Raw genomic sequence first — 25,942 nt, 5'->3', positions numbered from 1 at the left:
CAGCAAGGCCCACAAGGGACGGCAGCCGCCTCACATCTGTCACTGACTGGAACTCGAGCGCGACGGCCTACGCGTACGATGATGCAGACAGGATGACGACTACCACGCTTCCCTCCCGCACCGGCATTGTCTCGACCAACTCGTACGACAACGCCAACCGCCTGATTGGCATAACCCATGTCAAGAACGGCTCGACGACGGTGGCCTCCCCCTTGAAGGCCATCGCTGGAAGCTCCAGGCCACGATGTGCAAGCGAGCACGGGCCGGTTAGTTCCGAACTGGGCCCAGGTGTCGGCTACTCAGCTTGGCCGCTTGTTGATGACCCAACGATGCCGAGCGCGACCGCTAGGCTTGCCGCAGTTCCGGGGATTGTCGCGGCCATCAACACGGCGACAATTGACGCCCAAGGCATCGGACCCGGAGGGTGAGCCTGGGACACAAGCAACCAGCAGGAGGTAATACCGGCGGTGACACCAACGCCAATAACCGCAGCGAAAGGAATACCGAATAGCAACGCCTCGAGGAACCTTAACCGTCGCTCGGTCACACCAATCTTCAGCAGGTGCCGGCGCTGCGCGCGAGTTGAGGTCAATCGATCCATGATGGGCAGGATGGTCCCAAGGGTCAGGACGGCGGCGGCCATCGCCAAGCCGGCAACGGTCCAACTCCATGATGGTGGATAGTATCGCCTGAAGCGCGAAACCCCGAGCACGCTCGATCCGGGCAGGGCTGTTGTGGTCAAGGTTCCCACGGATTGTTCCAAGTCGGCCGGGCTGGTCGTGCTGTCTATGACGAGCAGGCCATCATGGAAGTGCGATGTCTGACTTAGGTCGGACGGAGCGTGTTCGTGCGTTGCAGACTCACTTCCGGTGTGCTCGTGCCACTCGGTCCCCAGGCGCAGGTCTGGCGCTAGCACCAAGTCGAGCTGCGACGGGAGCCCGAGAGCTTGCGACATGCGAAGTTCTCCGGTCGAATCGAAGTCAGCTGGACTGTTCTGGTCGCACCCCATCCCGGCGATGTGCCTAGAAATCTCTTGGCAGTTGGCGCCAACAATCCACCGATTTGCGTCCTCGCGGAAGACCGCCACCACTGCTGGCCGCAACTCACTTGCAAGTTGTCCGATCTCGTCCGCCGTGGCGACGTTGATGTTCACCGTTACCAAGGCGACCGGCGGAGCGTGTCCCGAACGGATTTCAGCGTTCGTCAACTTTTGGTAACCTAGGACAGTCAACGTCAGCGCGACAAGTGTCGCGGCCGCTATGTGGGGCCTCGCGTTTCTGATTGGATCCCAGCCCAAGCGGCTTCCGGCCAATAAGGTCGGCACCGTGTGGATGTGCGCGAGATGGACTCCAACCTGACGCACGACCAAGGGCGCGACCAGCGGCACTCCAACTAACATGAGCACCATTGCTGCCACGAGAAGACCATCCGCCCTTGCTTCCGAAACCCACGGACGTGCCAACAGAATCAACGCGGCGATGCCGAGTGGATAGAGGCGGTAATCCTGCAATCGCGCGCGGCCTAAACTGGGGCGCGGCCGGAGGTCTGGTCGACGCCCGATCGCCAACGGGCCGGCGGCGGCAAGCGTGCTCGTGATTGCGAGGATGGCAACGCTGTCAAGTAGGGCGACCCACCAAGGTAGGACAAGGTCGCCTTTAAGGGGATCCATCCAGACGAACGGCATTGGACCAACCTTAGGAGCCAGCGCGAGCCAGGTTACCAAACCGAGCGCGACACCCGGCGCCGCCAAACTTAGCACCTCGGCCACCGCGACTTTGACCAGAGTCCCTCGAGGAGCCCCTAGCCAGGTCAATATTTGGAATCGATGGTCCCTCAAGACGGAGTTCGCGCTTGCCCCGAGATAGAGCAGGATTAGTCCCGGCAGAAACGCGAAGATGACCACACCGGTAACCATTTGGCTCGACCTCGGCAGGTCGCTCAAGCCGAGTACGAGCCCACGTTGAGACCCTGAGGGCCGGCCGAAAGCGACGATGTGATGAGTTCGTTCGTTTACGCGATCGCGCGGCAACCCAACGTAGGCGATCAGCTCATCAGAGGCTACGAGTCCGTCGGAGCCAATTTGTGTCCAGAGCGGGTACCGTCGTGCGAAGTCGACGTCCTCGGCCAAGACTTGCGCCAAGCGTGGGGAGACGAAGGCCTCGCCAGGAGTCGGCAAGCGCGGCAGGCCTGGTGGTACCGGCGGATTGCCTTCCAGCGGTGCTGCCAGCCAAATCGTCAGATATTGGTCACCGTTGACCACGTCGGCACGCGGCTGCAACAACACATCGGCGTCACTGGGAACTTCCGCGAGAATCGGTGTGCGTTCGAGCAAACGCTCCTCTTGTCGTCGATTGGCCGCCAAAAGGCCCGACCCGAACAAGACTAGAATGACCGAGATGGAGCTTGCTAGCGGGACAGCGAGCTGCCGCCATCGATGCTCCGGCGAACGGCTAGTGGCGAGCCGAAACGCCAAGCGAACGATCACGACGGTAATCCTATCCGGGCTCGCGCATCGATTCTCCCATCTCGAAGAATCACCGACCGGTGAGCTCGGCTCGCAACCTCGGGATTGTGGGTTCCCACCACGACGGCTGCCCCGAAGGTCGTCGCTAGCGAGAAGATAAGATCGCAAACTCGAGATGAGTTCTCCTCGTCCAACGCACCAGTCGGCTCGTCCGCCAAAATCAACGCCGGCTCGGTCACCATGGCGCGCGACACCGCGACACGCTGGACCTCGCCGCCTGAGAGGACATCGGGACTGTCCCGGCCACGGTTCGCGAGCCCGACAGTCTCGAGCTGGTGAGCGGCCCGACGTTCAGCATCATCCCACGGAACACCTCGGAGTTTGAGCGGGAGCGCGACGTTTTCCAAAACGCTAATTTCAGGTAGGAGTTCCCCGAACTGAAACACATACCCTACATTCGCGAGCCTGCTGGCAGCCCGCTTTGACGCCGTCTGCAAAGTCACCTCGCTGTCGACCAGCCAAATGCGGCCGGAGGTCGGTTTGACAATGCCGCAGACGCAGTTAATAAGTGATGTTTTGCCTGCGCCGGAAGGCCCCATGATCGCTATGCTTTCGCCTCGTTCTAGGTCAAACGAGATGTTGTCCAGAAGGCGACGTCCAGGGATTTCCAAGGTGAGATTTTCAACTCGTAGAACAGCCATTGGACGCCGCCTTCATTCTTGCTCCAAGAGGCCGCACTGACTGAGTAGCACGGTCTCTAGGCGAAACTACTCGTAGTCGTAGCCGCTGCAAGGATCAGGTGCGAACTGATGGTCCTCGCACGTGCGGTGCCTGTAGAGGTAGAACAGTGACGAAGCGGTGCCTTCGCCGCTGGAGCAACCGTCTGGGTCGTCGACTCGGCGCTGGGTCCCCTGGTCAGTGGTGGTGTAGTAGTGTGAGTACGCTCCATCGCCGTCGCACTCGCCGTCGTGGATTCGCACAGATTGGTCGTCGAAGTTGACATCCCAGGAGTAGTTGTCTCCCGGGTCTGAGCCGTCGTACCACGCGGTCCCGCCGAAAGCGAGTGCCGGAGTGATAGCGACAGCAAAGGCAAGTATCGCCGAGGCGAACTTAAGTCCCATTTCGTGCTCCTCACTGATTCGAAATTCGACAACGCGCTTTGTCGTCGAACATAGTTCTGCCGCGATCGCCGCACGTCTACGCAACCTCGCTCTTGAATCTGCCATCGTTTTTCAGCAGTAAGAATGCTGGAGCGCTGCAGCAGTCTTTGTGGAGGACTATCCAAATGCCGGTCAGGACATCGTCGTGGCGGGGCAGGCCGAGAGGGACGAGGATGAGTTCTTTGACCTCATCCCAGCGGCGCTGCGTCTGCGAACGCGAGTAATTGACTTTGCCGGAAGCCTTCTCGCAGTTCCCGGAGCTCACGCGCCCTGCGACAACCAAGTGATGGTCGTCTCTCAGGCCGCGGACACAGTGATCCGTGAGGAGAGCGATGATGTCGGCTAAGGCTTCAAAAGATTCAATCGCCACGCTCCACCCCGGCGCGCCGTCCGTCTCTGGGGCTGCCGTCCGAGGGTTGAAGCTTCCAACTAAGCCAAACGCTCAGGCGGCGACAGAACACGCTTGGCGACACCTTAGTCAGTGCGACCCAGGATTACAACACGGCATGTGTAAATTCCTAGCAGGTTCTTAGACGATGGGCAGCGTGTGGCTACGGGATCGTCGCCCTCCAATGGTGGGACGGCGAAGGCGAAGAGACGGCAGATTACCTGACACCCACCGAGGTGCAGCGCGAGCTCTCCCTGACCTTCGAACATGAAGGCGTCGCGCCCGGGACGGTGATGTTCCATGGCTTCAGCCGTGGTGCGGCCAACAGCTACGCGGTCGTCGCCCGCGATGCCACCGAAGGCCCGGGCTACTACCTGCTGGCGGTCGCGAATTCCGGGAAACCCAGCCAGAACTACCCTCCGAACGTAGAAATACAGGCTGGTCTCCTCGGCCAACAGCCGCTCGAAGGCACCAACTGGGTGACGTTCTGCGGCGAACGCGATGCCAACCCTGCGCGCGATGGCTGCCCTGGGATGCGCGAAGCGGCGGCCTGGATCGAGCGCTTCGGCGGCGCTGTCCTCAAGGCGATCGAGGATCCCACGGCCGACCACGGCGGGTTCCACAAGTCCGCGGCCAACGTCAACGCCGCTCTCGATGTCTTCGCGGGTCTGTTAGCCCGGTGAGGCGGCCCGCCACCGTGACCCACCGCTCGCCGCCGGCTTGCTGAACCGCACGCCTGTGTGGGATACCATGCGAACGACAATGACCGCTGTTCCCGGCTATACCACCGTCCCCGGCCTTCCGCGTTCTCCCCGGCAAGTGACCGACTGAGATGCGACTCATCCTTGTTCGTCACGGCGAATCGGTTGGCAATGCCGCGGGTGTGCTCCAGGGCCGCCTGGACTACGGGCTGAGCGACCTCGGGCTCCGGCAGGCACACCTCACGGGTGGCCACCTCGCCGATTTGGGAGCCGACCGTGTCGTCTCCAGTCCACTCCTGCGGGCCGCCACAACCGCGGCGGTGATCGCTGATGCGATGCGCCTCGAAATTGGACTCGAAGCGGACCTTGCCGAGTACGACATCGGCGAAGGGGCTGGCCTTACCGCTTCGCAACTGCGCGAAAGGTTCCCGGAACTGCTGAAATCCCGGGCCCGTGGCGAGCGGTTTCTCTTCCCTGGCGAGGAGGGCCGCGACGCCTTCCATGGACGGCTCGCGGACGCCCTGGAGCGACTCCGCCAACTCGAAGGGACCACGGTCGCAGTGGCCCACGGCGGAGTGATCGGTGCGATTTGCCACATGGTCGTGGGTCTGGACCTGGACCGGCCGGGCGCCTTCATGGTCGGCAACTGCTCGCTCACCGAGATCACTCGGGACCGTGCCGGGCGCCTGGTGATCGCGAGACACAACGACATGTGCCACCTCAGTGGCATCGAGACGACCGTCGACCGGGGATAGGCCGCGGCAGAACGGCCGCTACTTCTTCGCCCGGGCCTGCATTTCCAGGATCGTGTTGGCGATCAGGCGAGCGTGGGGATACGGCTTCCAGCCTTCGGGCGTGTTGTAGTAGCGCGTCCCGGCCTGGTATTCGTCGGGCTCGCGGTCGCCGTACTCCACGTCGACGCCGTCGACACGGATCGAAGGCGAACCAAGGAACTTCTTGTCGCGCGCGTCTTCGGAGTCGATGACCTCCGTGTAGTTGACCTCGATCGTGGGGTCGGTCGATTCGATGGCGAGGCGCAGCGCCTCTTCTGCCGCGGCGCTGCGGCCTGTGCTCTTGGAGTACAGAAATTCGATCTTCATTTGGCTTCTCGTTCCGGTAGTGTGGTTGGCTCGCCCGCCCGAAGCTCCGACCACCGTGCGACGGCGCGGGCTTCGAATCCGAGTTCGCCTGGTACGTAATACTGTGGCGAGCCGAGTTCTTCGGGCAAATACCGCATTTCCCTGGCGACATGGCCCTGTTCTTCGTGGGCCGATCGATACCCCTGGCCGTAGCCGAACTGGCGCATGAGGCCCGTCACCGCGTTGCGGAGCTGCATCGGCACGGGCAGGTGCGCTGTCCTCGCGGCGTCGGTCATCGCCCGGGCGTACCCGGACCCTGCGCTGTTGCTCTTGGGTGCGAGAGCGAGGTAGAGCGCGCATTCCGCCATCGCGTAGAAACCCTCGGGCATGCCGATGAAATGGACCGCTTGCTGGCAGGCGGTCGCCACCACGAGTGCCTGCGGGTCGGCAAGGCCAACGTCCTCGGATGCGAGGATCACCATCCGGCGGACGATGAAGAGCGGGTCCTCGCCGGCCTCGATCATTCGGGCGAGCCAGTACAGCGCAGCGTCCGGGTCGCTTCCGCGGATCGTCTTGATGAACGCCGAGATCGTGTCGTAGTGATAGTCGCTCTGGCGGTCGTAGTACGGGCGGCGGTCCTGTAGCGCCTGCGCCACATCCTGCGCGGTGATCGTCGGTCGGCCGGCCGCCTCCGCCACGTCGGCAGCGATCTCCAGGGCCGTGAGGGCAGCCCGGCCATCACCGTTGGCGCCTTCGGCCAGGGCAAGACGCCCTCCCTCGTCGATCGCGAGCTCGCGAGTGCCGAGGCCGCGTTCCCGGTCGGCCAGCGCGCGGTCCACCAGCCCGGAGAGTTCGGCCGGGCCCAGTTGCTTCAGCCGGACAACACGCGCCCGGCTCAGCAGGGGAGCGATCACCTCGAACGATGGGTTCTCCGTCGTCGCACCGATAAGGGTGACGGTGCCGTCTTCCACGTAGGGCAGGATGACGTCCTGCTGCGCCTTGTTGAAGCGGTGGATCTCGTCGATGAAGAGGACAGTCCGTCTCCCGGATGCGCGACGTGCCTGTGCTTCGGCGACGACTCTTCGCAGGTCCGCTACGCCGGAAGAGACTGCCGAGACAGAGACAAATTCGGCCTCCACGCCTCTTGCCACGATGCGGGCGAGAGTCGTCTTTCCGCATCCCGGCGGACCCCAGAGGATGAACGAGGGCAGGCGTCCGCGTTCGAGCGAGCCGCGGAGCATCGAGCCGGGACCAACGGCCTCTTCCTGGCCGATGAACTCGTCGAGCGTCTGGGGGCGCATGCGTGCTGCGAGTGGCGCGTCCGGCGGGATCGGTTCGACACCGAAGGAGAGCTTCGGTTGCATCCCCTTAGCCTCCGCGTTCGTACTTGCTCATCTGGAGGACGCGGGAGACGGTGAGTTGACCCGAATACTGGCCCATGTGCCCGTAACCGCCTTCGGCACGCTTCTCAAGCGTACCGGCGAGCTTTGCGCGAACCGTGCCGTAGCCCGCCGTCCAGGCGGGATCGTAGCCTTGTTCTTTGAGCTTCTCCATCAACCGGGACTCGGGTGTCCACGCTACCCAGTAACGGGGCGAGGTCTTCGAACTGTCGCCCGGGACGAACGAGGATACTTCCCATCCGAACGAGAATGTGCCCTCGAAAATTGCGCCATCACGCCGGCGTCGGCGAAGGTACCACCACGCCGCGGCCGAGGCCCCAATGACGGCGAGTGCAGCGATGACAACGACGACGGAAGTGCTCACGCGGGCAGTCTAACCCGCAAGCAGCGCGATCGTTACACCATCGCCGCCGTCCTGGGGCGAGGCGGACTCGAAGCGTCGCACCAGCGGGTGATTCGCAAGCGCCTCCCGGATTGCCGCCCGCAGGGCGCCCGTGCCCTTTCCGTGGATGATCCGGACGAACGGAAGCCCGGCCCGGAACGCTCCATCGAGGTACGCCTCGAACTGCTCGAGGGCTGCCTCGGCGCGCTGGCCGCGCAGGTCGAGCTCCATGCTGACCGGCGGCCCCGTCGGCACGGCGACCTTCTCGCCCGAAGGGCCCGCCTGCTCGATGCGGTCGATGCGGTCCACCGAGACTTTCATTCGGAGCGACCCGAACTGGACTTCAACCCTGCCGTCGTCGCCCACAGGCGAAAGCGCCTCGCCCAGCTGGGGGATGTCCCGCACGTGGATGACGTCGCCCGGGAGCACCTCTCGCCGGAAACTCACCACTGCCGGCGTTGCACGCCTCGGTTTCGCTGCTGCCGTTAGCTTCTCAAGGTCGGCGCCCATCTGCTTCAGCGTGTCGTCCGCCGACCTGACGTCGAAATCCCGGGCCGCCGCCTTCCGTTTCAGCGTGTCGGCTTCGCGACGCATCCGGACAAGCGTGTCTTCGGCTTCGCGCTGCGCCGCCGCGAGGATGGCCGTCCGCTCGTGCTCGATGGTGTCGCGCCGTTCAGCGAGAGCGAGCCGGAGTGCTTCGGCCTCCTGGTGGGCAAGCTCTTCCCGGTGGCGGGCCTCCGTCGCCGCCGCCCGCTCGCTGCGGATCTCGCCGAGCAGGTTCTCGAATTCGAAGTGCTCTGGCGCAAGCTGGTCGCTCGCTCGCTGCAGCACATCGTCGGATAGTCCGAGCCGGCGAGCGATCGCGAGCGCGTTTGATTGCCCTGGCAGACCGATAGTCAGGTGATAGGTCGGGCTGAGCGTCTCGATGTTGAATTCGACCGAAGCGTTGCGGAGTCGAGGGTCGTTATGGGCGAAGACTTTGAGTTCGCCGTGGTGGGTGGTCGCTACCAGCGTGCATCCACGTTCGAGCAGTGTTTCGAGGATGGCCCTGGCGAGCGCGGCGCCTTCCGCGGGGTCCGTGCCCGCCCCTAGCTCGTCAAGCAGCACCAGCGTCCCGGGCTCCGCCTTTGCCAGGATTGTGATGATGTTGCGCATGTGCGACGAGAACGTCGAGAGGGACTGCTCGATGCTCTGCTCGTCCCCGATATCGGCGTACACGCGCGGGTAACAGGCGAAGCGGCTGCCATCGTCGCAGGGAATGGGGATGCCCGCCTGGGCCATCAATGTCAGCAGCCCGAGCGTCTTCAGCGCAACCGTTTTTCCGCCGGTGTTCGGTCCCGTGATGAGCACACCGGCGTATTCACCCCCGACTTCGATGGTCGTCGGCACCACTTCTCCGCGCAGCAGCGGGTGGCGACCGCGCTTGATTACCGTGGCCCCGCCGTCCTTGAACCAGGATGCGACCTCGCCCGGGGGCGGCAGCGCGGCCTTCATTCGCCGCCCGAGGCGGACCTTCGCCGTGATGACATCGAGCCTGGCCAGCGCCATCGTGCTTCGTAGTGCCTCCGCCTCCATGTCTCCGAGGATCGCTGACAACCGCTGCAACACGCGCCGGACTTCGCGCTGTTCGGCAAGCTGGAGTTCCCGCACCTGGTTCCCTGCGTCGACGACGCCCATCGGCTCGATGAAAACGGTCGCACCGCTCGAAGAGACATCGTGGACGATGCCCTGGACCTGGCCGCGGTAATCCGCCTTGATGGGGATGACCTTGCGCCCGTTCCGTTCGGTCAGCAGTCCTTCTTGCGCGACCCCGCGACGTATGGCGTCGGCGAGAGCTGCGTGGGCGCGCTGTTCGAGGCGCGACTCGGCAAGACGCAGTTCCCGGCGCGTGGTCCCGAGCTGCTCGCTCGCGTTATCAGCCACCTCGCCGCGCGGCGTGATCGCGCGGTCGACTTCATCCGTGAACCGGCGGAAGTCGCTGATCTCGTCCGCTATCAGAGCGAGCTGCGGGGCACGATCACGGAGTTTCTCGATGACGCGATGTGCACTCCAGGCAGTGCGCAATGTCTGCGCGGATTCGACGAGGTCGCCTGGCTCCAGGAGTTGTCCGATGCCGGCGGCGCGAATGGCACCGCGAATGTCGTGGGCGCCCGAGAACGGGACGTCGATGCCCATTTGGTCCAACGCGCGCATTTCGGCGCTTTGTGCCTGGAGTTCGAAGGCGCGGTCGTATTCGGTCTCCGGCCTGACGGCCATGGCCAGTTCGCGCCCTATGCTGAAAGCTGCCTCATCTGCGAGGAGCGCCAGCACCTTCTCGAACTCAAGCACACGGATCGTGTGTTCATCCACCTTCCAAGCGTAGAGCGCTGCTGGAAGGCGGGCCAGAGGATTCGCGCCAGTACAGGCCCGCTCGTATGCTTTGCCATCGACTCCAGCTAGAGAAGTACAGGGATCACGGATGTTTTCGAAGGTTCTCGTGGCCAATCGCGGCGAGATTGCGCTCCGCATCGTCCGGGGGCTGCGCGACCTCGACATCGCATCTGTAGCCGTCTACTCCGAGGTCGATCGTCTCTCCCAGCACGTCCGCTACGCCGATGAAGCCCACCTGATAGGCCCGGCGAATGCGCGTGAAAGCTACCTGAATGGTGATAAGATCATCGCCGTGGCCAAGGCTTGCGGGGCCGACGCCATTCACCCGGGCTACGGCTTCCTCGCTGAAAACGCCGACTTCGCCGAAGCGTGCCGCGATGCGGGACTCGAGTTCATCGGCCCTTCGCCCGAGTCGATCAGGCTGCTCGGAGACAAGATCGCCGCACGCCGCATCGCCGAGCAATGTGGCGTGCCGGTCCTGCCCGGTAGCGGCGAGGTGGAATCCATCGATGAAGCTCTCGCCTTTGCCGACCGCATAGGCTACCCCGTGATGGTCAAGGCCGCGGCTGGTGGTGGCGGGCGCGGGATTCGCCTCATCAATTCTCCTAGGGAGTTCCGCGAGGCTGCGGCGCGCGCGATGCAGGAGGCCCAGGCGGCTTTCGGTAACGCCGCCATCTACGTCGAGAAGAACCTTCAGCGGGTCCGGCACATCGAAGTCCAGGTCATCGGCGACAAATTCGGGAACGCCGTCCCTGTGGGCGAACGCGAGTGCTCCATCCAGCGCCGTCACCAGAAGCTCATCGAAGAGTGCCCCAGCATCGCGGTGTCTCCCCAGCTCCGGCGCAGTCTCACCCGCGCGGCCGTGCGCATCGCTCGTGCCGCGAACTACCATAATGTCGGTACGGTGGAATTCCTCCTGACCGAGGACGGCAGCTATTACTTCCTCGAGATGAACACGCGCCTCCAGGTCGAACATCCGGTCACGGAAATCGTGACCGGCACCGACCTGGTAAAGGATCAGATCATCGTCGCGGCGGGCGAGGAATTGCCCTACGAGGAGGCCGACCTCCTCACCCGCGGTTGGGGCATCGAGTGCCGGATCGTCGCGGAAGACCCGTTCAACAATTTCCTTCCGTCAGTGGGCAAAGTCGTGTTCGCTCGCGAACCTGCGGGCCCCGGCATCCGCGTTGAGAGCGCGCTTTACGACGGGGTCGAGGTGACCCCCTACTACGACTCGCTCCTGGCGAAAGTCACCGCGTGGGGTCGAAACCGGGAGGGCGCGCGCACCCGAATGAAGCGCGCCCTGGCGGAATTCCGGGTCGTTGGAGTTGCGACCAACATCCCCTACCTGCAGCAGATCCTTGACCACCCGGACTTCGTCAGCGGCAATGTCGATACCGGGTTCCTCGATCGGCACCAGGTGTTCGCCGCGGAGCCGCTCGCGGAACAGCGCGAACTCGCTGAAATGGCGGCACTCCTCCTGGTGACAGGTGGTGAAACGGAAGTGGCCGTTGATTCCACAGGCAACTCCGCAGCCACGAACGGTCACCGGAATGGCTCGTCGGCCTGGCGAGGGCGCATGGGCGGGCTAAGCGAAGCAAAGGCGATGGGACGATGGCCGAAAAGTATCTAGTACGAGATGTTGATTCCGAGGGTGAATACGAAATCGACCGCTCGGGCGACGGTATTCGCGTGCGCCGGGCCGGCACCGAGGAGTGGAAAGCCGTCGAGCTTCAGCCGATTGGTGACTCGCAGCTCTACCTCCTCATGGTCGACAGCCATCCGACAGAACTGTTCTTGCAGCGCCGCCGGGGCGGCGCCGTCGCCACGATTGGGCGCCACATCTTCGACTACGACGTAGAGCGCTGGCGTCCCCAGACGGCGGCCCGGGCCGGACGCCAGGAAGCATCCGGTCCCAGGCGCATCACCGCGCCGATGACCGGGTCGATCGTGGAGGTGCGCTGCGCCCCTGGCCAGGCCGTGCAAGCCGGTGACGTCCTCCTCGTCATCGAATCGATGAAGATGAACAACGAGATTCGCTCTCCAGCCGCCGGCACAGTCGAGCAGGTGCCGGTGAAACCGGCCCAACGCGTCAACGCCGGAGATCTCCTCGTCGCGCTCCATTTGAAGGGCGAGTAACGCCCCTGCGCTTGACCCCCGGCGCGGGCGGTGAGTACGGTTACGAGTGGCTGTGCTAGACGGGGAACTAGCGGTGCCCTGTACCCGCAATCCGCTCCAGCGGGGTTGAATTCCTGCTCGAGGGCCGATGCATCGGGGACTGCCCCTGCCAAAGAACGTTGACGACCTGGTCCTGCGCGGCGATGCACTTCGAACCTGGTCAGGTCCGGAAGGAAGCAGCCATAAGGAGCCCGCTTCGGGTGCCGCAGGTACACCGGGTCTGAGTTTGCTGGCAATGGGCAAGCCCGGTACCAGGTTCGACAGCAGGTGCACAGCCTAACTCCAAACATTCGGCCCGGGAGCCAACGTGCCACGCACCCGCCTTCCTGGCCCACGTCCTCGTAAGTCCCTCGGCCAACACTTCCTGCGCGATACGGGCATCCTCCAGGACATCGCCGCCGCCGTCCGCTGCCCGGAACGCGGCGTCGTCCTCGAGATCGGCCCCGGGACGGGGCAGCTCACCGAATACCTGCTCGCGAAGGGCTGTCACGTCGTTGCGCTGGAAATCGAAGACCGGATGATCGCCCACCTCGAGCGGCGCTTTGCCGGTGACGCCCGCCTCCGTGTCGTGCCGGGCGACGCGCGCTTGTTCGACCCTGCGGAAGTCATTCCGCCGGGCATGCCCTTCGCCGTCGCGGGGAACCTGCCCTACTTCGCGGCCAACCCGATCATCCGCCACCTCCTCGAGTCGTTCCCGAAGCCGGTGGAGATGGTCGTGATGGTTCAGCGCGAGGTGGCGAGAGAGATCGCCGCCGCCGAGGGCGACTGGTCCCTCCTCACGATCTCCGTGCGTGTCTACGCCGAAACTGAACTCCTCTTCGATGTCGCGCCGGAGGCGTTCGACCCACCTCCGTCCGTCGTTTCGTCGGTCATTCGAATCAATCTGCGCTCCGAGCCATTGGTGCCGCCCGAGCGGAATGCGGAGTTCTTCGAATTCGTCTCTCGTGTCTTCCGAAACCCCAGGAAACAGATTCACAACGGGTTGAGCAGGGGAGTCTGGCTTCCACCAGAAGGCGCGCGTGCGGCCCTGGAAATGGCGGGGATAGCTCCCAGCCGTCGCCCCGAAACGCTGACCATCCTGGAATGGCTCCGGCTCATGGATGCGTGCATTGAGGTGCGGGTCGATGGGTGACCTCTCCACGGGCCGTGCCGGCGCCAAGGTGAACCTCGTCCTGGAAGTGCTCGGGCTCCGCGGTGACGGCTACCACGAGGTCGACACGATCCTCCAGGAACTCGAACTCGCCGACGCCGTCGCGGTCGAACCTGCCGCCGAGTGGAGTATTTCGGTCGGCGGCCCAAGAGCCCCCGGCACACCTGCAGATGAGACGAACCTGGCCATGAAGGCCGCGCGACTGCTCGCCACCCGCGTTGGCGGTACGCCCGTGGCCATCACGCTGGAGAAGCACATCCCCGCCGCCGGGGGTCTTGGCGGCGGCGCCTCCGACGCGGCGGCCGTCCTCCGGCTCCTCTGCGAAGTGTGGCCCGGAGTGACTCCGGGAGACCTCAGGTTCACCGCCGAAGCAGTTGGCAGTGATGAGGTCTTCTTCCTGGCAGGGGGGACCGCACGCGCCCAGGGGCGTGGCGAACAGGTGACCCGGCTCACGCCGTTGCCTCAGCATGATGTCGTCCTCTTCATCCCTCTCCTGACCATCGGCCAGAAGACTCCGCGGATGTTCGCTGCACTGGACAGGTATCCGTTCGATTCTGGTTCCGTGGCCGAACAATTCGCCCGAGAGCGACCGCAACGGGTGTCGAACGAGGTCACCTTCAACGCGTTCGAACGAGTCGCGTTCGAGCTCTTCCCATGGCTGGCGGCGCTCTGGCGGGATCTGGAAGAACGGATCGGCGAGGCTGTCAGGCTCGCGGGCGCCGGACCGTGTCTGTTCTGGATCGGCAAGAGCGGCCGGGGCGAGACCGTTGCCGCAAAGGCTGCGGGGGCGGATTGCGAAGTGATCTCAACGCGAACGGTGAGTCCCCGGTGAATGCGATTCTCGGGGGCTGGATGGCAGGTTACGCGATGGCTGTGCTGTCGACGCTCGCGCTCACCTACCTCTGCATCCAGCCAGAGCCCCAACGTGCTATTCAGAAATACCTCGATGTTCCTGGAGTCTTGCTGGCAGTCCCGATCTCGATCGGCACCGGGGTCGTGTGGACCATGGCAGGAATGATGTTCGGCGCCGCTTACAAGATCGGGGAGTTCAAGGACACGCCGGGTGCCCTCGGCGCTCCGAGTTGGACGTTCCTGTTCATCATCGGGACGCTTTCGTTCCTTCCCGTGCCGATCCTCTTTCTCCTGTCCCGGCGGTTCTGGTGGATCTGGGTCGGGATGTCGCTAAGCTTCTTCGGACTCTTCGGGTGGTTGATGCCCGTCCTCGCAGAGCGGTGATATACTCCACTGGCTCGTGAAAATCGGCACAAAACACCAAATGGAGGCGCGGGTTGCCGGGCACCATCATTGACATGCACCTGCACACCACCAGGGGCGCCTCGGATTCCATGCTCGACCCGGACGACCTGATCGCCGAAGCACGGCGAGTGGGCCTCACTGGCGTCAACATCACCGAACACGACCGAATGTGGGAGAGCTGGGACCTCAGCCCCTTCCGAAAGAAGCACGAAGGCATCTTCGTCTCGAACGGTATGGAAGTCTCCACAGACATGGGTCACATCCTGGCCGTCGGCCTGAAGGGCTATGCCGGCGGCATCCGCCGTCTCGAAAAGCTGCGAGAAGTGGCGAACGAGCAGGGCGCCTTCCTCATCGTCGCCCACCCATTCCGGCACTTCTTCGACCCTGTGCACTTCAAGCGCGAAGGCAAAGAGCCGTTCAACCTCACTCCGGAACAGGCGGCGCAGCTTCCGGTGTTCCAACTGGTCGACGGGATCGAAGTGCTCAACGGCTGCAACACCCCCCGCGAGAACTACTTCGCTCTCCAGGTAGCCAAGACAATGGGCAAGCCGGGGACCGGCGGATCAGACGCGCATTCGACCCAGGGCATCGGCTACTTCGCGGCGGTCTTCGAAGAGGACATCGAAGGCCCCGAGCACATGCTTCAGATGATGCACGCCGGAAGGTTCTTCCCGGGCCGCGGGCTGGCCGAAGGGAAGCTCAACAACTTCTGGGAAACGGCCGAGCCGATCGCCTTCTACGAGTGAGCCGCGCGGCGGTGGACTCGATCCGGGGGCCGCTCTACGATTGGCAACGATCGAAGGGGAGTAGTCCCAACGTGCGCCATCGACATCCTCCCTCTCACAGGGCGGTGGCGCGGTCCTCTCCCGGGAGGATGGGCGAGACTTTCGGCCAGCATGCGATAGCCGCATGCCCGGGCCGAGGCTGGCCTCCCCGGTGCAGCGGCGAAGGATACCGATTGCCGACTTCCATCGAAGTTCTGCCCATATCTCCGCGTACTCGCGCCAGGAGACATCCGCTTTGAGCGCCCCCGCGATCGACGAACCGGTAGAGTCCAGGTACCAGAGAAGCTGGGTGCTCATCGGCTTCATCGCCCTGGTGTGCCTCCCCGGCATCGTCCTCCGCCTGGCTGGAATCCACCCGGATCCGGTGCCCGGAGCGATCGTCTTCGGCTTTGCGATCCTCGCTGCCGCGTTTCTCCTGAGCTGGGCCGCGGAGACTGCCGAGATGGACATCTCCCAGGGCCTCGCGCTCGCGATTATCGCGATCATCGCCGTGCTTCCCGAGTACGCGGTCGACGCTGTCCTCGCCTGGAAGGCCGGCGCGGACCCGGCAGAAGCTGAAAAGGGTCTCGCCATTGCCAACATGACCGGCGGAAACCGGCTCCTCATCGGTGTCGGATGGCCGATCGTCTTCTTGCTGTTCTTCTACCGCACGAAGCTTAAAGAACTCGTCGTCAACCGCCAGCGGAGCCTGGAGCTCGTGTTTCTCGCGGTGGCGACGCTGTACGTCATCTTCATACCGCTCCGCAGCCATGTGACCATCATCGACACCATCATCCTCGTCTCCCTCTTCATCATGTACATGTACTTCACCTCCAAGGTGGAGACCGAACACGTGGAGCTGGTTGGGCCTGCGAAGGCCATGGGCCAGCTTCGCGATGCGCCGCGGCGGTCACTGGTCATCGCCATGCTCGTCTTCGCGGCGGTGACGATCTTCTGCTCCGCCGAGCCTTTCGCCGAGTCGCTGGTGCACATCGGCGAGGACTTCGGCGTCTCGGAGTTCCTCCTCATCCAGTGGCTGGCGCCCCTGGCTTCAGAGTCGCCGGAAGTGCTGGTAGCCTGCCTCCTTGCCTGGCGGGGCCGTGCTGCCGCTGGCATGGGCGTCCTGATCTCCTCGAAGGTGAACCAGTGGACGCTCCTCATCGGGACACTGCCTATCGCCTTCTTGCTCTCGAGCGGGGACTTTGGGTTCACCCACGGACTTCCCCTCGACACGCGTCAGCGCGAGGAGATTTTCCTGACTGCGGCACAGTCCGCCTTCGCCATCGCGGTGTTCATGAATCTCCGGATGGGCAAGCTCGAGGCTATCGGACTGTTCGTGCTCTTCGCTACCCAGCTGTTCATCACGAACGAAGGCGTCCGGGCCATCTACGCGGTCTTGTACACGGTTCTCTGCGTCGTGCTCCTGTTCATCTCTCGGAAGGAGATCCCCCACACGGTTCGGGATGCGATCGCAGTCATGCGCGGCCGAGACCTCGATCCGTGGCCTCGCGACCCTGGTCCCGGCTGAATCCTGGTCTCTGGCACCACCAAAGACGCCGGACAAACGAAAGCCCCGCTTCTGCGGGGCTTTCGTTTCGTAGCTGGTACGCCCGGGTGGATTCGAACCACCGACCTTTAGGTCCGCAACCTAACACTCTATCCCCTGAGCTACGGGCGCGTTTGAGGGCTTTGGTGCCGAAGGTGAGATTTGAACTCACACGCCCGTACGGACACTACGCCCTGAACGTAGCGCGTCTGCCATTCCGCCACTTCGGCTCCAGGATCCATTATGGTCTCGCACCCTTCAGCGTTCAACCGCGAGACGCACATCGCTGGTGGGCGGTACTGGACTCGAACCAGTGACCTCGTCGGTGTGAACGACGCGCTCTAACCATCTGAGCTAACCGCCCAGCGAAGCTTCAGTCTAGGCTGAGACTCCGCCCGATTCAACATTTCGACGATTCGGCGCGTAGCCCGCATTCCAAAACGCTCACGAGTCGTCTCGCCCATCACGCGTCGAGCGGGTTGAACACGAGGCCCGTGCCGAGTTTCGGGTGGAAGAAGGTGGACTTCTGCGGCATCCGTTCCCCCTTGTCGGCGAGCGAAATGACCGACTCGATCGAGACGGGATTGAGCAGGAACGCCACCGCGTGTGGGTTGTCGTCCAGGAACTCCAGGACCTCATCGCAATCATGGCTGTAGACCACGGCGCCTGCGCGAAGGTCGTCGTCCGAGATGCCCCACAGAGGCTCCAGGACGCCGTAGCGCAGCACGTTGGGGGCGATCGCCGCCCACTCGTCGCTCATGCCCTGGGGGATGCTCCCGCGCAGCGGGCTGCCCGTGCGCCTCAGCCGGTGCACCTGCCCGGGATTGAGGTTGATGGCCACTGCGTCGGCGCCGTCGAGCAGCGAAATCAGTTCGTCGCTGCGCTCTGCTTCGCCCCTGACGAGCTTGACGTGGGCCACCGCGAAGGCGTCGCCGAGGCGGTCCATCCAGTCGGACGGAGCCTCTCGTGGGACCATCCGGTGGATCGGCCGGATCACGAGGCCGGGGTCCGATGCGACGACGATCGCGGACATCGCAAAGCGTGCGGGATGTGACGGACCGAGGACTTCGCTCGCCGCACGCCAGTCCCGGTAGTTCACTGCTGTCTCATAGCGATGGTGTCCGTCGGCGATATAGAAGCTTTCGGCGAGGAGTGGCGCCAGTTGCCGCATTTCGTACGTGCCGGACTCGATGGCCCAGAGCCGGTGACTGTCGCCGTCGATGCTCGTACCCAGGACGTCCGGCTCGCGCGAGGCAACGGTCGACTCGATGAAAGCCGTCAGCATGCCGGCCCGGTCTCGGGCGATCATGAACACGGGGCTAAGTTGGACTCCGGTCGCCTGCAGCAGCTTCAGCCGGTCTTCCTTCGGCCCCGACATGGTGTATTCGTGCGGTTTTACAGCGCCTTCTTCCCAGGGCTGAGCCTCGACCGCGGCGAGGACGGCCTTGCGCAGGTACTCCCGGCCGTCCTCCGTGAAACGCTGTTCGTAGACGTAGAGCATCGGCGTTGCGTCGCGCGCCAGGGCACCCTCGCTCTGCCATTGCTTGAGGAGTGCATCGACCCCTGCGTAGTGTCCTTCGCCGCCGCCCGCGTTTTCGAGCCGGACCGAGTTCCGAGGGTTCCGCTCTTCGAGCGCGCGTTGCTGCGCCGGGGTGATCACGTCGTACGGTGGCGCGAGCAACTCGCTCAGCGGACCGGCCGCGGCGGTGTAGCGGAGCCCGCGGAATGGCTGGAATTGCGACATCGGATGTCCTCTTGAGATTCCGTGAGTTTGTTCGAGGCCGGGCGCGAACCTATGATCGGCGGGCCGAATGCAACCATACTGCGTCTTTTGCAACATCGTAGCCGGGCGCGAGCCGGGCAATATCGTCTACCAGGATGATGAAATCATCGTCATCCAGAACATCCTCCGCTGGTTTCCGATCATGCTGCTGGCGATGACCAAGAAACACACGACTCAGGCCGAGCTCTGGGCGAACCACATCGGCCACGTTGGCCAGGTCGCCGCCGAAATTGGGCGTCAGCTCTGCCCCGGAGGCTACCGGCTCGTTTCCAACTTCGGGTACGACGGGATGCAGAGCCAGGAACACGGCCACGTCCACATCCTCGGTGGCACGTTTCTCGGGCACTACGCGGGCTAGGAAGCGGCGAGAGCGGCCTTCTGCAGTTCGAACAGCTGCCCGATGCCCAGCTTCGCCAGGTCCATCAGTTCGTCCATCCCCGAACGGCTGAACGGTTTGTGTTCTGCAGTGCCCTGGACCTCCACGAACTCATCGGCGCCGGTCATCACGACGTTGAAGTCGACTTCTGCAGTGGAGTCTTCCTCGTAGCAGAGGTCGAGCATCGGCACGCCCTTCACGATGCCGACGGAAACCGCCGCGACGGCCGACTGCACGGCTGCCGCAGGGACTGTCCCGGCGGCAGTCAGTTTCTTCATCGCCAGCTGCAGGGCGACGTATGCGCCGGTGATTGATGCGGTCCGGGTGCCGCCATCGGCCTGGAGGACGTCGCAGTCGACGGTGATCGTTCGCGGCCCAAGCATTTCGACGTTCACCACACCGCGGAGCGCGCGGCCCACCAGGCGCTGGATCTCCTGCGTCCGTCCCCCGGGGCGACCGCGCTCGACTTCTCGCTGGCTGCGGGTGTGAGTCGCACGGGGGAGCATCGAATACTCAGCCGTTACCCAACCGCTCTGGGTGTTACGGAGAAATGGAGGCTGGCGATCTTCAACGCTCGCGGCGACGAGCACGCGGGTCTTGCCGAACTCGACCATGCAGCTGCCTTCAGCGAAGTCGAGCACGTTGGTGTGGAGCTTCACCGGCCGCAGCTGGTTGGGTGAACGGCCGTCGATACGATTGGTCAAGAAAGGTCTCCAGTGACGCATCGGGCAAGTCGCCCGGCCCTTAACCGTATGCGGGCCGCGAGTCGCGCGCAAAGCGCTAGCGTTCGGTCCATACCCGGATGGTCGTCCCATCAGTCTGGAGGGTGACTCTCCCGTCAGTGTCGGTCCGGTACAAACTGGCGCCCTGGAGCGCAGCGACGGTGTCGACATGGGGGTGGCCGTAGATGTTTCCTTCGCCGACGGAAATGACGGCGATCGCCGGTTGGACCGCCGCGAAGAACCATGACGCAGTTGTTTTGGAACCGTGGTGCGGCACCTTCAGGACGTCCGCAGGGAGATCCCCGGAATCGCGCAGTGCAGCGTGGACGGGTTCCTCGGAATCCCCCGTGAACAGGATCGAGCGGTTGCGATAGGTCACCCGGATGACCAGGGACGTGTCGTTGAGTTCTTCGGCGATGAACCCCGCCGGCGGCCAGAGTACCTCGAACCGGACTCCGTCGAACTCGAGTACGTCACCCTGCCCGAGCAGACCAGCCCCGGGCGCTTGGGCGGCGAGTGCCTGGTAGCTTGCCGTGGCGTTGGTCCGGCCGTTGCCGTACGCGTTACCGACCCGGAACCGCGAGTAAGCGGCCGGCAATCCCGCGATGTGGTCCTCCTGTGGGTGTGTCGCGATGACGGCATCGATCGTCCGGTCCCAATGCGGCATGACCTGGCCGAGCTCGCGGGCCAGCTCCGTCCCGCTCGGGCCGCCGTCGATCAGGATTTGTCGGCCGTTGGGCGTGGTCACCAGGGCGGCATCGCCCTGCCCCACATCCAGGAAGGTGACAACCAGGGCGCCCGGCCCGCCTTGCGGCAGTATCGAGATAGGGATCACTGCAACGGCCGTGACTCCAATCGCGCCGCCGATGGAGAACCGTGACCAGCGGGCACGCCTGCGTGTAACCGCCAGCGGTTCCACCCCGCCGGGCGGTCGGTAGCGGTAGGCCGCCATGGCGGCCGTTCCCAGCGCCGCATAGGCCGCCAGGGCGGCCGGCGCACCCCATGATGGAGAGTCCGCTGCGGCCCAGCGCGGGCTGCCCAGCGCCTCCGCCGACGTCGTGATGAACGCAAGCGGGTAGTACGCCACGGTTCCTGAGATCTCACCGAGGTCCCGCGAGACGATCCCGAGTACCGAGGTCACCATGCTCGCCCAGAACGCGAGGGCGAAGGCCGGCTGGACGATGGCGTTGGCGACGGGCGAGACGATCGAGAAGCGGTCGAACGTCACCCACATCACCGGTGCCGTCGCCAGACTTGCGGCAACCGTGAGCGCAAGGGACTCGCAAAGCCAGTGTGGAAGCGCAAGCCAGCTCGGCCTTCCGGTGGCGCGAAGCAGCCAGTGCGAGAGCCACGGTGAGAAGGTGAGGAGCCCTGCTGTGGCGGTGGCGCTGAGCTGGAAGCCCGCTTCGTAAGCAAGTGCTGGGGCGACCGCCGTCATGCAAATGATGGCCGCGAAGAGGGCCGGTAACCCGCTCTGCGGTCGTCCGACGACGCTCCCGCCGAGCAGAACCCCGGCCATGATGCCCGAACGCATGACACTCGCCGAAAGTCCGGCCGCCCCGAGATACGCGGCGAGTGTCAACGCCGCCGGGAGCCATGCCCAGCGCCGGCCGATGGTCGGAATCGCCACTGCGTATGTGAGTGCAACCACGAGAGACACGTTCGAGCCGGAAACGGCGACGAGGTGGCGGAGCCCGGAGCGGTTGAACTGCTCCTTCGCCTCGCGCGAGAGGCCATCGTCCCGCCCGAAGGCGATCCCGGCAGCGAGCGAAGCTTCTGGTTCCGGCAGTGATCTCTGCAGCGACCGGTCGAGCCGGAGCCGCTGCGCCGTGAGCCAGCGCCCGACGGAGGGTTCGCCGCCCTCCTGCTTCAGCAGGCGGGGCCGGAACATGGTCGCTGAAATGCCGCGTTGCGCGAGATACGCGCGGTAGTCGAAGCCCTCGAAGACCGGGGGCTCGCCTACTGCTCCTTCGACGGTGATGGTGTCGCCGGGAAGGAGCTCGGTGTACTGCGAGAGGTAGACCAGCACGCGGCCCCCGGCCGGGAGGACCTCGCCCTCCAACTCCACGGAGGCCACGCTGACCACGTAGGCCGTGGTTGTCTCGCCCCGGTCCGGTTCCGAATGGACGACCCCCGTGAGCACGACCTCATGCTCGATGCCCTCCAGCCACGAAGTGGCGGGCTCGTTGGTGCTTCCGAGCCGCCAGCCGGCCGTCAGGGCCGCCACGACACATGCCGCCACAAGGAGATATCGCCCCTTCAAAGGCCCGGCGAGTACCAGCGCGGGCGCGGCCGCAATCGTCCAGGCGCCGCCCGTCCACCATGGGCCGCCCAGTGCCGCGCCCGCAGCCAGTCCGGCCACCCATGCGATCCCGACAACGATCAGCGCCACGGCTGCGGACGCTACCAGAATCCTGGCGACAAACGGAAAAGGGGCGGGACCATAGTCCCACCCCTCGCCTGGTTGAATGGCCCGGCGCGCTCTACGCCTTGATCTTCTGGATGATCCCCTGGATATCCGTGAACTGGTCCGCGGCGTTGCGCAGGTTCACCGCCGTGCTGGAACCCACCGCAATGATCTCTACCCGGACGCCCTTCGCCTGGATGACTTCGACCAGGCGCTGGAAGTCGCCGTCGCCGGAAGCGAGGCAGACCACGTCGAGGCGATCGAGCATCTCGATGATGTCGCACGCCATTTCGATATCGACATTCGCTTTGATCGTCCCGTCGGCGAAGCGCTTCAGGGGTTTCGTGACGACCTTGTAACCCTTCCCAAGGAACGGTTCCGCGAAGCGTTGGGTTTCGATGCTCACGCCCGGGTCATCGTGGACCGGGGAGTATGCGATCGCACGGACGACGGTCCGTCCTTCACTGACGAGGTTCAGTACCTTCCGCCAGTCCACGCGGGTTCGGAGCCGGTCGATCGCAAGTTCGACGTTGGCGGCATCCACAAAGATGCCGACGCGGGCCATGGCCGCAACGGGCGAAGAGGGCCCACGCCGTGCGAGTTCTTCTTGGGCACGGACAAGAGACTCAATCTGCTTGCCCTGTGCCTCGACAACCTTGATGAGCGCGGCAAGGTCCGCCGGCGCGGCGGGTGCCGCCGGTGCCGCCGGTTCGCTCCTCCGGCTCGTCGTTCGCCTGGGCGCTTCGACCGGGACCGGCACTTCTTCCGCTGCCGCAGCTGCGGCTTCGGGCTTGGGGGTGCGCGTCCGTCGAGCGGCCGGCGCCTTCGGCTTGGGGGCCTCGGGCTCGGCGGCTTCAGTCGTGTCGGCTGCCTCGCTCGATACTTCGGTCAGTTCGCCGGCCGGCTTGCGCCGGCCACGGCCGCCGCGGGTACCGCGGCGGGCCGTCTTCTTGACGCCGTCGAGCGCCTCGATGGAGGGTTCGGGCAGAGTGGGTTCAGGTTCGGGGGCGGTTTCGGCTGCTGCCTTCTCCCGCCGGGGAAAAATGTTTAAGACCATGATTTGGGTTTACCTACCCATCCTTTGTAAAACGCTGATACGGGCTGCGACGTTCTTCGCGATCCGGTCGATGGCTTTTGCCGATTCCGAATCCGGGGCGCCATAGACGACCGGGATCCCCCGGTCGGCGCCTTCCCGGACGGCTGGCTCGATAGGGATCTCTCCGAGGAAGTCGATGCCCAGTTCGTCGGCGGCTTTGGCAGCCCCGCCGTGGCCGAAGATGTCGTAGCGCGTCCCGGTGTCCGGCGCCACGAAATAGCTGAAGTTCTCGACCATGCCGAAGACTGGCACGTCGAGCTTTTCGAACATCGCTACTGCCTTCATCGCGTCTTCCACAGAGACGTCCTGGGGGCTTGAAACGATGACGACCCCCGCGATCGGAGCCTCCTGCGCCATGCTCATGGCGGCATCGCTGGTCCCGGGTGGGAGGTCGATAATGAGGTAGTCCAGGTCGCCCCAGGGTACATCGTGGAGGAGCTGGCGGACGGCACTGCCGATCATCGGACCTCGCCAGACGACCGGCGTCCCCTTCGGCAGCAGGAACCCGATGGAGACCACTTTCACGCCGTACCGCTCGACCGGGCGAAGTCCCTCGCTGGACCCGGCCTGGAGCCCCTGCGGCAGGCCGAACATCGTCGGAAGGTTCGGGCCAGTGATGTCTGCATCCACGAGCCCGACGCTCGCGCCCGTTTTCGCCAGGGCCACGGCGATGTTCGATGCGAGCGTGGATTTGCCGACGCCGCCCTTGTTGCTGGCGACCGCGATGATGTTCCGGACGCCTTCCACGGCCTTCTGTCCCTCTTTCGGGTTGGAAGACCGAACGTTGGCGCCCCAGGTGAGCACGACCTCATCCGTGCCGGCCATCCCCGCCAGCGCCGCGCGGATGTCAGCCTCGATCGTCTCCTTCAGCGGGCATGCCGGCGTTGTGAGTTCGACTGTGATAGCCACGCGGTTCTCTTCCACGGCGATGTCTTTGATCATGCCGAGGCGGACGATGGAGGCGTGCAATTCCGGGTCTTGCACGCCATCCAGGGCAGCGAGAATCTCATCGCGGTTAGCGGTCGAAACAGGCGTCATGGAGAGCAAGTGCCTTCCTGGCAACGAATACCACGCTCCGCGCAGAGTCTCGCGGGCGCGAATGCCGCCGGGACGTGGCCCCGGTAAAGCGATCGTAGCGCCTCTACCACCGCCCGGGCAAACCGTTTACCCCGGTTTTCGGTACCGCCCCCTACGGTGGGATGAGCCACACATCGCTGTGATAGACTGGTTTACCGTACGGTAAGTTTCCAAAGGAGTTCGAATGACAGAAACGAAAGCGCGTGAGGCGATCGCTTCGACGCTCTGCCACCACCACTGGGTTATCGAGACGCCGAACGGCGCTGTGAGCAGCGGACGCTGTAAGCGCTGCGGGCTTGGCAAGGAGTTCCGAAACTCTTCCGAAGACCCGATGTGGGACAACGACAGCTTCAGCCTCAACGGCTCGCGGTATCGGGGCCGCCGCGCTTCTTCGGATTCCTGAGGTTCGATCGCGGATGGAACAACTCGCTCGCCGGCCCGTCAGGGCCGGTGTCGTTTGTGGGGCAGCGAGCGGGTAGGATTAGCCTCCAGTGATGCCAAACCTCACGGTCGATATCGCTCCGGGGCGGAAGAATAGCCTTGTCCTGAAGAACCCCGTCATGCCGGCGAGCGGTACGTTCAGCTGGGGTATCGAGTTCGCCCGTCACTTCGAGATCGAAGCCCTCGGCGCAGTCGTTTCCAAGGGTGTGACAATGGCTCCCCGCGGCGGAAACCAGCAACCGCGTGTCGCCGAGACACCGGCGGGAATGCTGAACTCCATCGGCCTGCAAAACATCGGTATCGAGGCCTGCATCTCCGAGATGGCTCCGCTATGGGCTCGCTGGGATGTCCCGGTCCTGGTCAACATCGCCGCCGATACAGTCGAGGAATTCGGCGAGATGGCACGAATGCTCGATGGAGTCCCCGGCATTTCCGGGCTCGAGCTGAACATCAGCTGCCCGAACGTGGACCAGGGTGGCATCGAAATCGGGCAGGATGTCGGCGCCTCGGCCAGGGCCACCCGGGCCGCCGTGCGTAACACGGACCTCCCGGTCATCGTCAAGATCACCCCGAACGTCACGGATCCCGTCGCCCTCGCGCTCGCCTGCGAATCGGAAGGCGCCGCCGCCATTTGCGCGATCAACACCGTCCTCGGGCTGGCGATCGATTCTCGCCGCCGGAAGGCCATCCTGCCGCGCGCCCGCGGAGGACTGAGCGGCCCCGCGATCAAGCCGATCGCGCTCAGGATCGTTTACGACATCGCGAAGGCCGTCCGTGTGCCGGTCATCGGCTGTGGCGGCATCAGCAGCGGCGAGGATGCGGTTGAGTTCCTCATGGCCGGGGCGACCGCCGTCCAGGTCGGCACCGCGACATTCGCCAACCCGCGGGCCTTGCTCGATACCATCGAGGGACTTGAGGCATGGCTCCGGGCCAACGGTGTTGCCGACGTGAACGAGATCGTCGGGTGCGCCCTTCCGGCGCCCACCGTCGCCGGTACCGCCTGACCTTGCAGCCCTGCCGCGAAGACTCCCGGTCCGTCGCCCGGGACGCAGGTTGGTTGTACGCTGGCACTCCTCGGGGTGTAGCTCAGCCTGGTCAGAGTGCTTGCTTTGGGAGCAAGAGGTCCCGCGTTCGAATCGCGGCACCCCGACCATCCGCTCCAGTGTCTTTGCCCACGTTCGGGGCCTGACCTACCATGCAT

At 64.5% G+C, this 25,942-nt stretch carries 25 protein-coding genes, 4 tRNA genes and 1 other RNA gene; 14 read left to right on the top strand and 16 right to left on the bottom strand.

Annotation, left to right across the window (positions count from 1 at the left end; all coding sequences use genetic code 11):
• Window positions 1-295: 295 nt before the first annotated feature.
• The 4 genes from IPG14_RS00700 to IPG14_RS00685 form a co-directional block, all read right to left on the bottom strand.
• On the bottom strand, window positions 296-2,485 hold the full coding sequence (locus IPG14_RS00700; protein ID WP_343389739.1) for a hypothetical protein: 2,190 nt from the start codon (window positions 2,483-2,485) through the stop codon (window positions 296-298).
• The gene (locus tag IPG14_RS00695; protein WP_343389738.1) at window positions 2,482-3,165 is read right to left on the bottom strand and encodes an ABC transporter ATP-binding protein; all 684 of its coding nucleotides are present in this window, start codon (window positions 3,163-3,165) and stop codon (window positions 2,482-2,484) included. The genes IPG14_RS00700 and IPG14_RS00695 overlap by 4 nt, the downstream gene beginning before the upstream one ends.
• A 66-nt stretch (window positions 3,166-3,231) precedes the next feature.
• Window positions 3,232-3,585: a hypothetical protein gene (locus tag IPG14_RS00690; protein ID WP_343389737.1), complete on the bottom strand. Its 354-nt coding sequence runs from the start codon at window positions 3,583-3,585 to the stop codon at window positions 3,232-3,234.
• A 76-nt stretch (window positions 3,586-3,661) separates the two neighbouring features.
• Window positions 3,662-3,994, bottom strand: a complete 333-nt coding sequence (locus tag IPG14_RS00685; RefSeq protein ID WP_343389736.1) for a hypothetical protein — start codon at window positions 3,992-3,994, stop codon at window positions 3,662-3,664.
• A gap of 254 nt (window positions 3,995-4,248) precedes the next feature.
• On the opposite strand from IPG14_RS00685, the gene IPG14_RS00680 reads away from it, so the two are divergent.
• Window positions 4,249-4,695, top strand: coding sequence for a hypothetical protein (locus IPG14_RS00680; protein WP_343390595.1), 447 nt, complete (start codon window positions 4,249-4,251; stop codon window positions 4,693-4,695).
• 149 nt (window positions 4,696-4,844) lie between these two features.
• The gene (locus IPG14_RS00675) at window positions 4,845-5,468 is read left to right on the top strand and encodes a histidine phosphatase family protein (protein WP_343390594.1); all 624 of its coding nucleotides are present in this window, start codon (window positions 4,845-4,847) and stop codon (window positions 5,466-5,468) included.
• 18 nt (window positions 5,469-5,486) lie between these two features.
• On the opposite strand, the gene IPG14_RS00670 is transcribed toward IPG14_RS00675, so the two are convergent.
• The 4 genes from IPG14_RS00670 to IPG14_RS00655 are packed head-to-tail and all read right to left on the bottom strand — an operon-like array spanning window position 5,487 to window position 9,923.
• Entirely contained in the window at window positions 5,487-5,813 is a 327-nt protein-coding gene (locus IPG14_RS00670; RefSeq protein WP_343389733.1) for a hypothetical protein, read from the bottom strand.
• Window positions 5,810-7,156 (bottom strand): replication-associated recombination protein A, encoded by a 1,347-nt coding sequence (locus IPG14_RS00665; protein ID WP_343390593.1) that lies wholly within the window; start codon window positions 7,154-7,156, stop codon window positions 5,810-5,812. Before IPG14_RS00665 ends, IPG14_RS00670 begins: the two co-directional genes overlap by 4 nt.
• Before the next feature lie 4 nt (window positions 7,157-7,160).
• Complete coding sequence (locus tag IPG14_RS00660) at window positions 7,161-7,556, bottom strand: hypothetical protein (RefSeq protein WP_343390592.1); 396 nt, start codon at window positions 7,554-7,556, stop codon at window positions 7,161-7,163.
• Between the two features lie 9 nt (window positions 7,557-7,565).
• Window positions 7,566-9,923 (bottom strand): endonuclease MutS2, encoded by a 2,358-nt coding sequence (locus tag IPG14_RS00655; protein ID WP_343390591.1) that lies wholly within the window; start codon window positions 9,921-9,923, stop codon window positions 7,566-7,568.
• Window positions 9,924-10,032: 109 nt separating this feature from the next.
• On the opposite strand from IPG14_RS00655, the gene IPG14_RS00650 reads away from it, so the two are divergent.
• The 8 genes from IPG14_RS00650 (at window position 10,033) to IPG14_RS00615 (ending at window position 16,821) form a co-directional block, all read left to right on the top strand.
• Window positions 10,033-11,577: an acetyl-CoA carboxylase biotin carboxylase subunit gene (locus IPG14_RS00650; RefSeq protein WP_343390590.1), complete on the top strand. Its 1,545-nt coding sequence runs from the start codon at window positions 10,033-10,035 to the stop codon at window positions 11,575-11,577.
• Complete coding sequence (locus IPG14_RS00645; RefSeq protein ID WP_343384605.1) at window positions 11,559-12,083, top strand: acetyl-CoA carboxylase biotin carboxyl carrier protein subunit; 525 nt, start codon at window positions 11,559-11,561, stop codon at window positions 12,081-12,083. The genes IPG14_RS00650 and IPG14_RS00645 overlap by 19 nt, the downstream gene beginning before the upstream one ends.
• A 50-nt stretch (window positions 12,084-12,133) precedes the next feature.
• Window positions 12,134-12,397: signal recognition particle sRNA large type (ffs, locus tag IPG14_RS00640), an RNA gene on the top strand.
• Window positions 12,398-12,429: 32 nt separating this feature from the next.
• Window positions 12,430-13,254, top strand: a complete 825-nt coding sequence (gene rsmA / locus IPG14_RS00635; protein ID WP_343390589.1) for a 16S rRNA (adenine(1518)-N(6)/adenine(1519)-N(6))-dimethyltransferase RsmA — start codon at window positions 12,430-12,432, stop codon at window positions 13,252-13,254.
• A complete protein-coding gene (ispE, locus tag IPG14_RS00630) occupies window positions 13,247-14,104 on the top strand; it encodes a 4-(cytidine 5'-diphospho)-2-C-methyl-D-erythritol kinase (RefSeq protein ID WP_343390588.1) in 858 nt (285 codons plus the stop codon). Before rsmA ends, ispE begins: the two co-directional genes overlap by 8 nt.
• Window positions 14,101-14,508: a hypothetical protein gene (locus tag IPG14_RS00625; RefSeq protein ID WP_343384602.1), complete on the top strand. Its 408-nt coding sequence runs from the start codon at window positions 14,101-14,103 to the stop codon at window positions 14,506-14,508. The genes ispE and IPG14_RS00625 overlap by 4 nt, the downstream gene beginning before the upstream one ends.
• Before the next feature lie 74 nt (window positions 14,509-14,582).
• Entirely contained in the window at window positions 14,583-15,275 is a 693-nt protein-coding gene (locus tag IPG14_RS00620; RefSeq protein WP_343384601.1) for a PHP-associated domain-containing protein, read from the top strand.
• Window positions 15,276-15,549: 274 nt separating this feature from the next.
• Window positions 15,550-16,821 carry a sodium:calcium antiporter gene (locus IPG14_RS00615; protein WP_343390587.1) on the top strand — a complete coding sequence of 424 codons (1,272 nt, stop codon included), beginning with the start codon at window positions 15,550-15,552 and terminating at the stop codon, window positions 16,819-16,821.
• A gap of 74 nt (window positions 16,822-16,895) precedes the next feature.
• On the opposite strand, the gene IPG14_RS00610 is transcribed toward IPG14_RS00615, so the two are convergent.
• The 4 genes from IPG14_RS00610 to IPG14_RS00595 all read right to left on the bottom strand — a co-directional run bounded on the left by IPG14_RS00610 (window position 16,896) and on the right by IPG14_RS00595 (window position 18,583).
• Window positions 16,896-16,971 (bottom strand) — tRNA-Arg (locus IPG14_RS00610).
• Window positions 16,972-16,983: 12 nt separating this feature from the next.
• Window positions 16,984-17,069 (bottom strand) — tRNA-Leu (locus IPG14_RS00605).
• A gap of 57 nt (window positions 17,070-17,126) precedes the next feature.
• Window positions 17,127-17,203 (bottom strand) — tRNA-Val (locus IPG14_RS00600).
• 99 nt (window positions 17,204-17,302) lie between these two features.
• Window positions 17,303-18,583: a DUF1015 domain-containing protein gene (locus tag IPG14_RS00595; protein WP_343390586.1), complete on the bottom strand. Its 1,281-nt coding sequence runs from the start codon at window positions 18,581-18,583 to the stop codon at window positions 17,303-17,305.
• 67 nt (window positions 18,584-18,650) lie between these two features.
• On the opposite strand from IPG14_RS00595, the gene IPG14_RS00590 reads away from it, so the two are divergent.
• A complete protein-coding gene (locus IPG14_RS00590) occupies window positions 18,651-18,980 on the top strand; it encodes an HIT domain-containing protein (protein WP_343390585.1) in 330 nt (109 codons plus the stop codon).
• Here IPG14_RS00590 and rph read toward each other — a convergent pair.
• The 4 genes from rph to IPG14_RS00570 all read right to left on the bottom strand — a co-directional run bounded on the left by rph (window position 18,977) and on the right by IPG14_RS00570 (window position 24,261).
• Entirely contained in the window at window positions 18,977-19,702 is a 726-nt protein-coding gene (gene rph / locus IPG14_RS00585; protein WP_343384597.1) for a ribonuclease PH, read from the bottom strand. The two genes, IPG14_RS00590 and rph, sit on opposite strands and share 4 nt — an antisense overlap.
• Before the next feature lie 76 nt (window positions 19,703-19,778).
• Window positions 19,779-22,112: a ComEC/Rec2 family competence protein gene (locus tag IPG14_RS00580; protein WP_343390584.1), complete on the bottom strand. Its 2,334-nt coding sequence runs from the start codon at window positions 22,110-22,112 to the stop codon at window positions 19,779-19,781.
• A gap of 91 nt (window positions 22,113-22,203) precedes the next feature.
• Window positions 22,204-23,184: an NYN domain-containing protein gene (locus tag IPG14_RS00575; protein ID WP_343390583.1), complete on the bottom strand. Its 981-nt coding sequence runs from the start codon at window positions 23,182-23,184 to the stop codon at window positions 22,204-22,206.
• Window positions 23,185-23,193: 9 nt separating this feature from the next.
• A complete protein-coding gene (locus IPG14_RS00570; RefSeq protein ID WP_343389721.1) occupies window positions 23,194-24,261 on the bottom strand; it encodes an Mrp/NBP35 family ATP-binding protein in 1,068 nt (355 codons plus the stop codon).
• 223 nt (window positions 24,262-24,484) lie between these two features.
• Between IPG14_RS00570 and IPG14_RS00565 the strand changes: the two genes are divergently transcribed.
• The 3 genes from IPG14_RS00565 (at window position 24,485) to IPG14_RS00555 (ending at window position 25,894) form a co-directional block, all read left to right on the top strand.
• Complete coding sequence (locus IPG14_RS00565; RefSeq protein WP_343384593.1) at window positions 24,485-24,703, top strand: hypothetical protein; 219 nt, start codon at window positions 24,485-24,487, stop codon at window positions 24,701-24,703.
• A 91-nt stretch (window positions 24,704-24,794) separates the two neighbouring features.
• A complete protein-coding gene (locus tag IPG14_RS00560; protein ID WP_343384592.1) occupies window positions 24,795-25,745 on the top strand; it encodes a dihydroorotate dehydrogenase in 951 nt (316 codons plus the stop codon).
• A 71-nt stretch (window positions 25,746-25,816) separates the two neighbouring features.
• Window positions 25,817-25,894: transfer RNA gene (locus tag IPG14_RS00555), tRNA-Pro, on the top strand.
• Window positions 25,895-25,942: the final 48 nt, after the last annotated feature.

The sequence above is a fragment of the Candidatus Amarobacter glycogenicus genome (genome assembly GCF_016704105.1).
Lineage (GTDB): Bacteria > Chloroflexota > Dehalococcoidia > Tepidiformales > Tepidiformaceae > Amarobacter > Amarobacter glycogenicus.
This window is presented reverse-complemented; position numbering and strand designations above follow the sequence as displayed.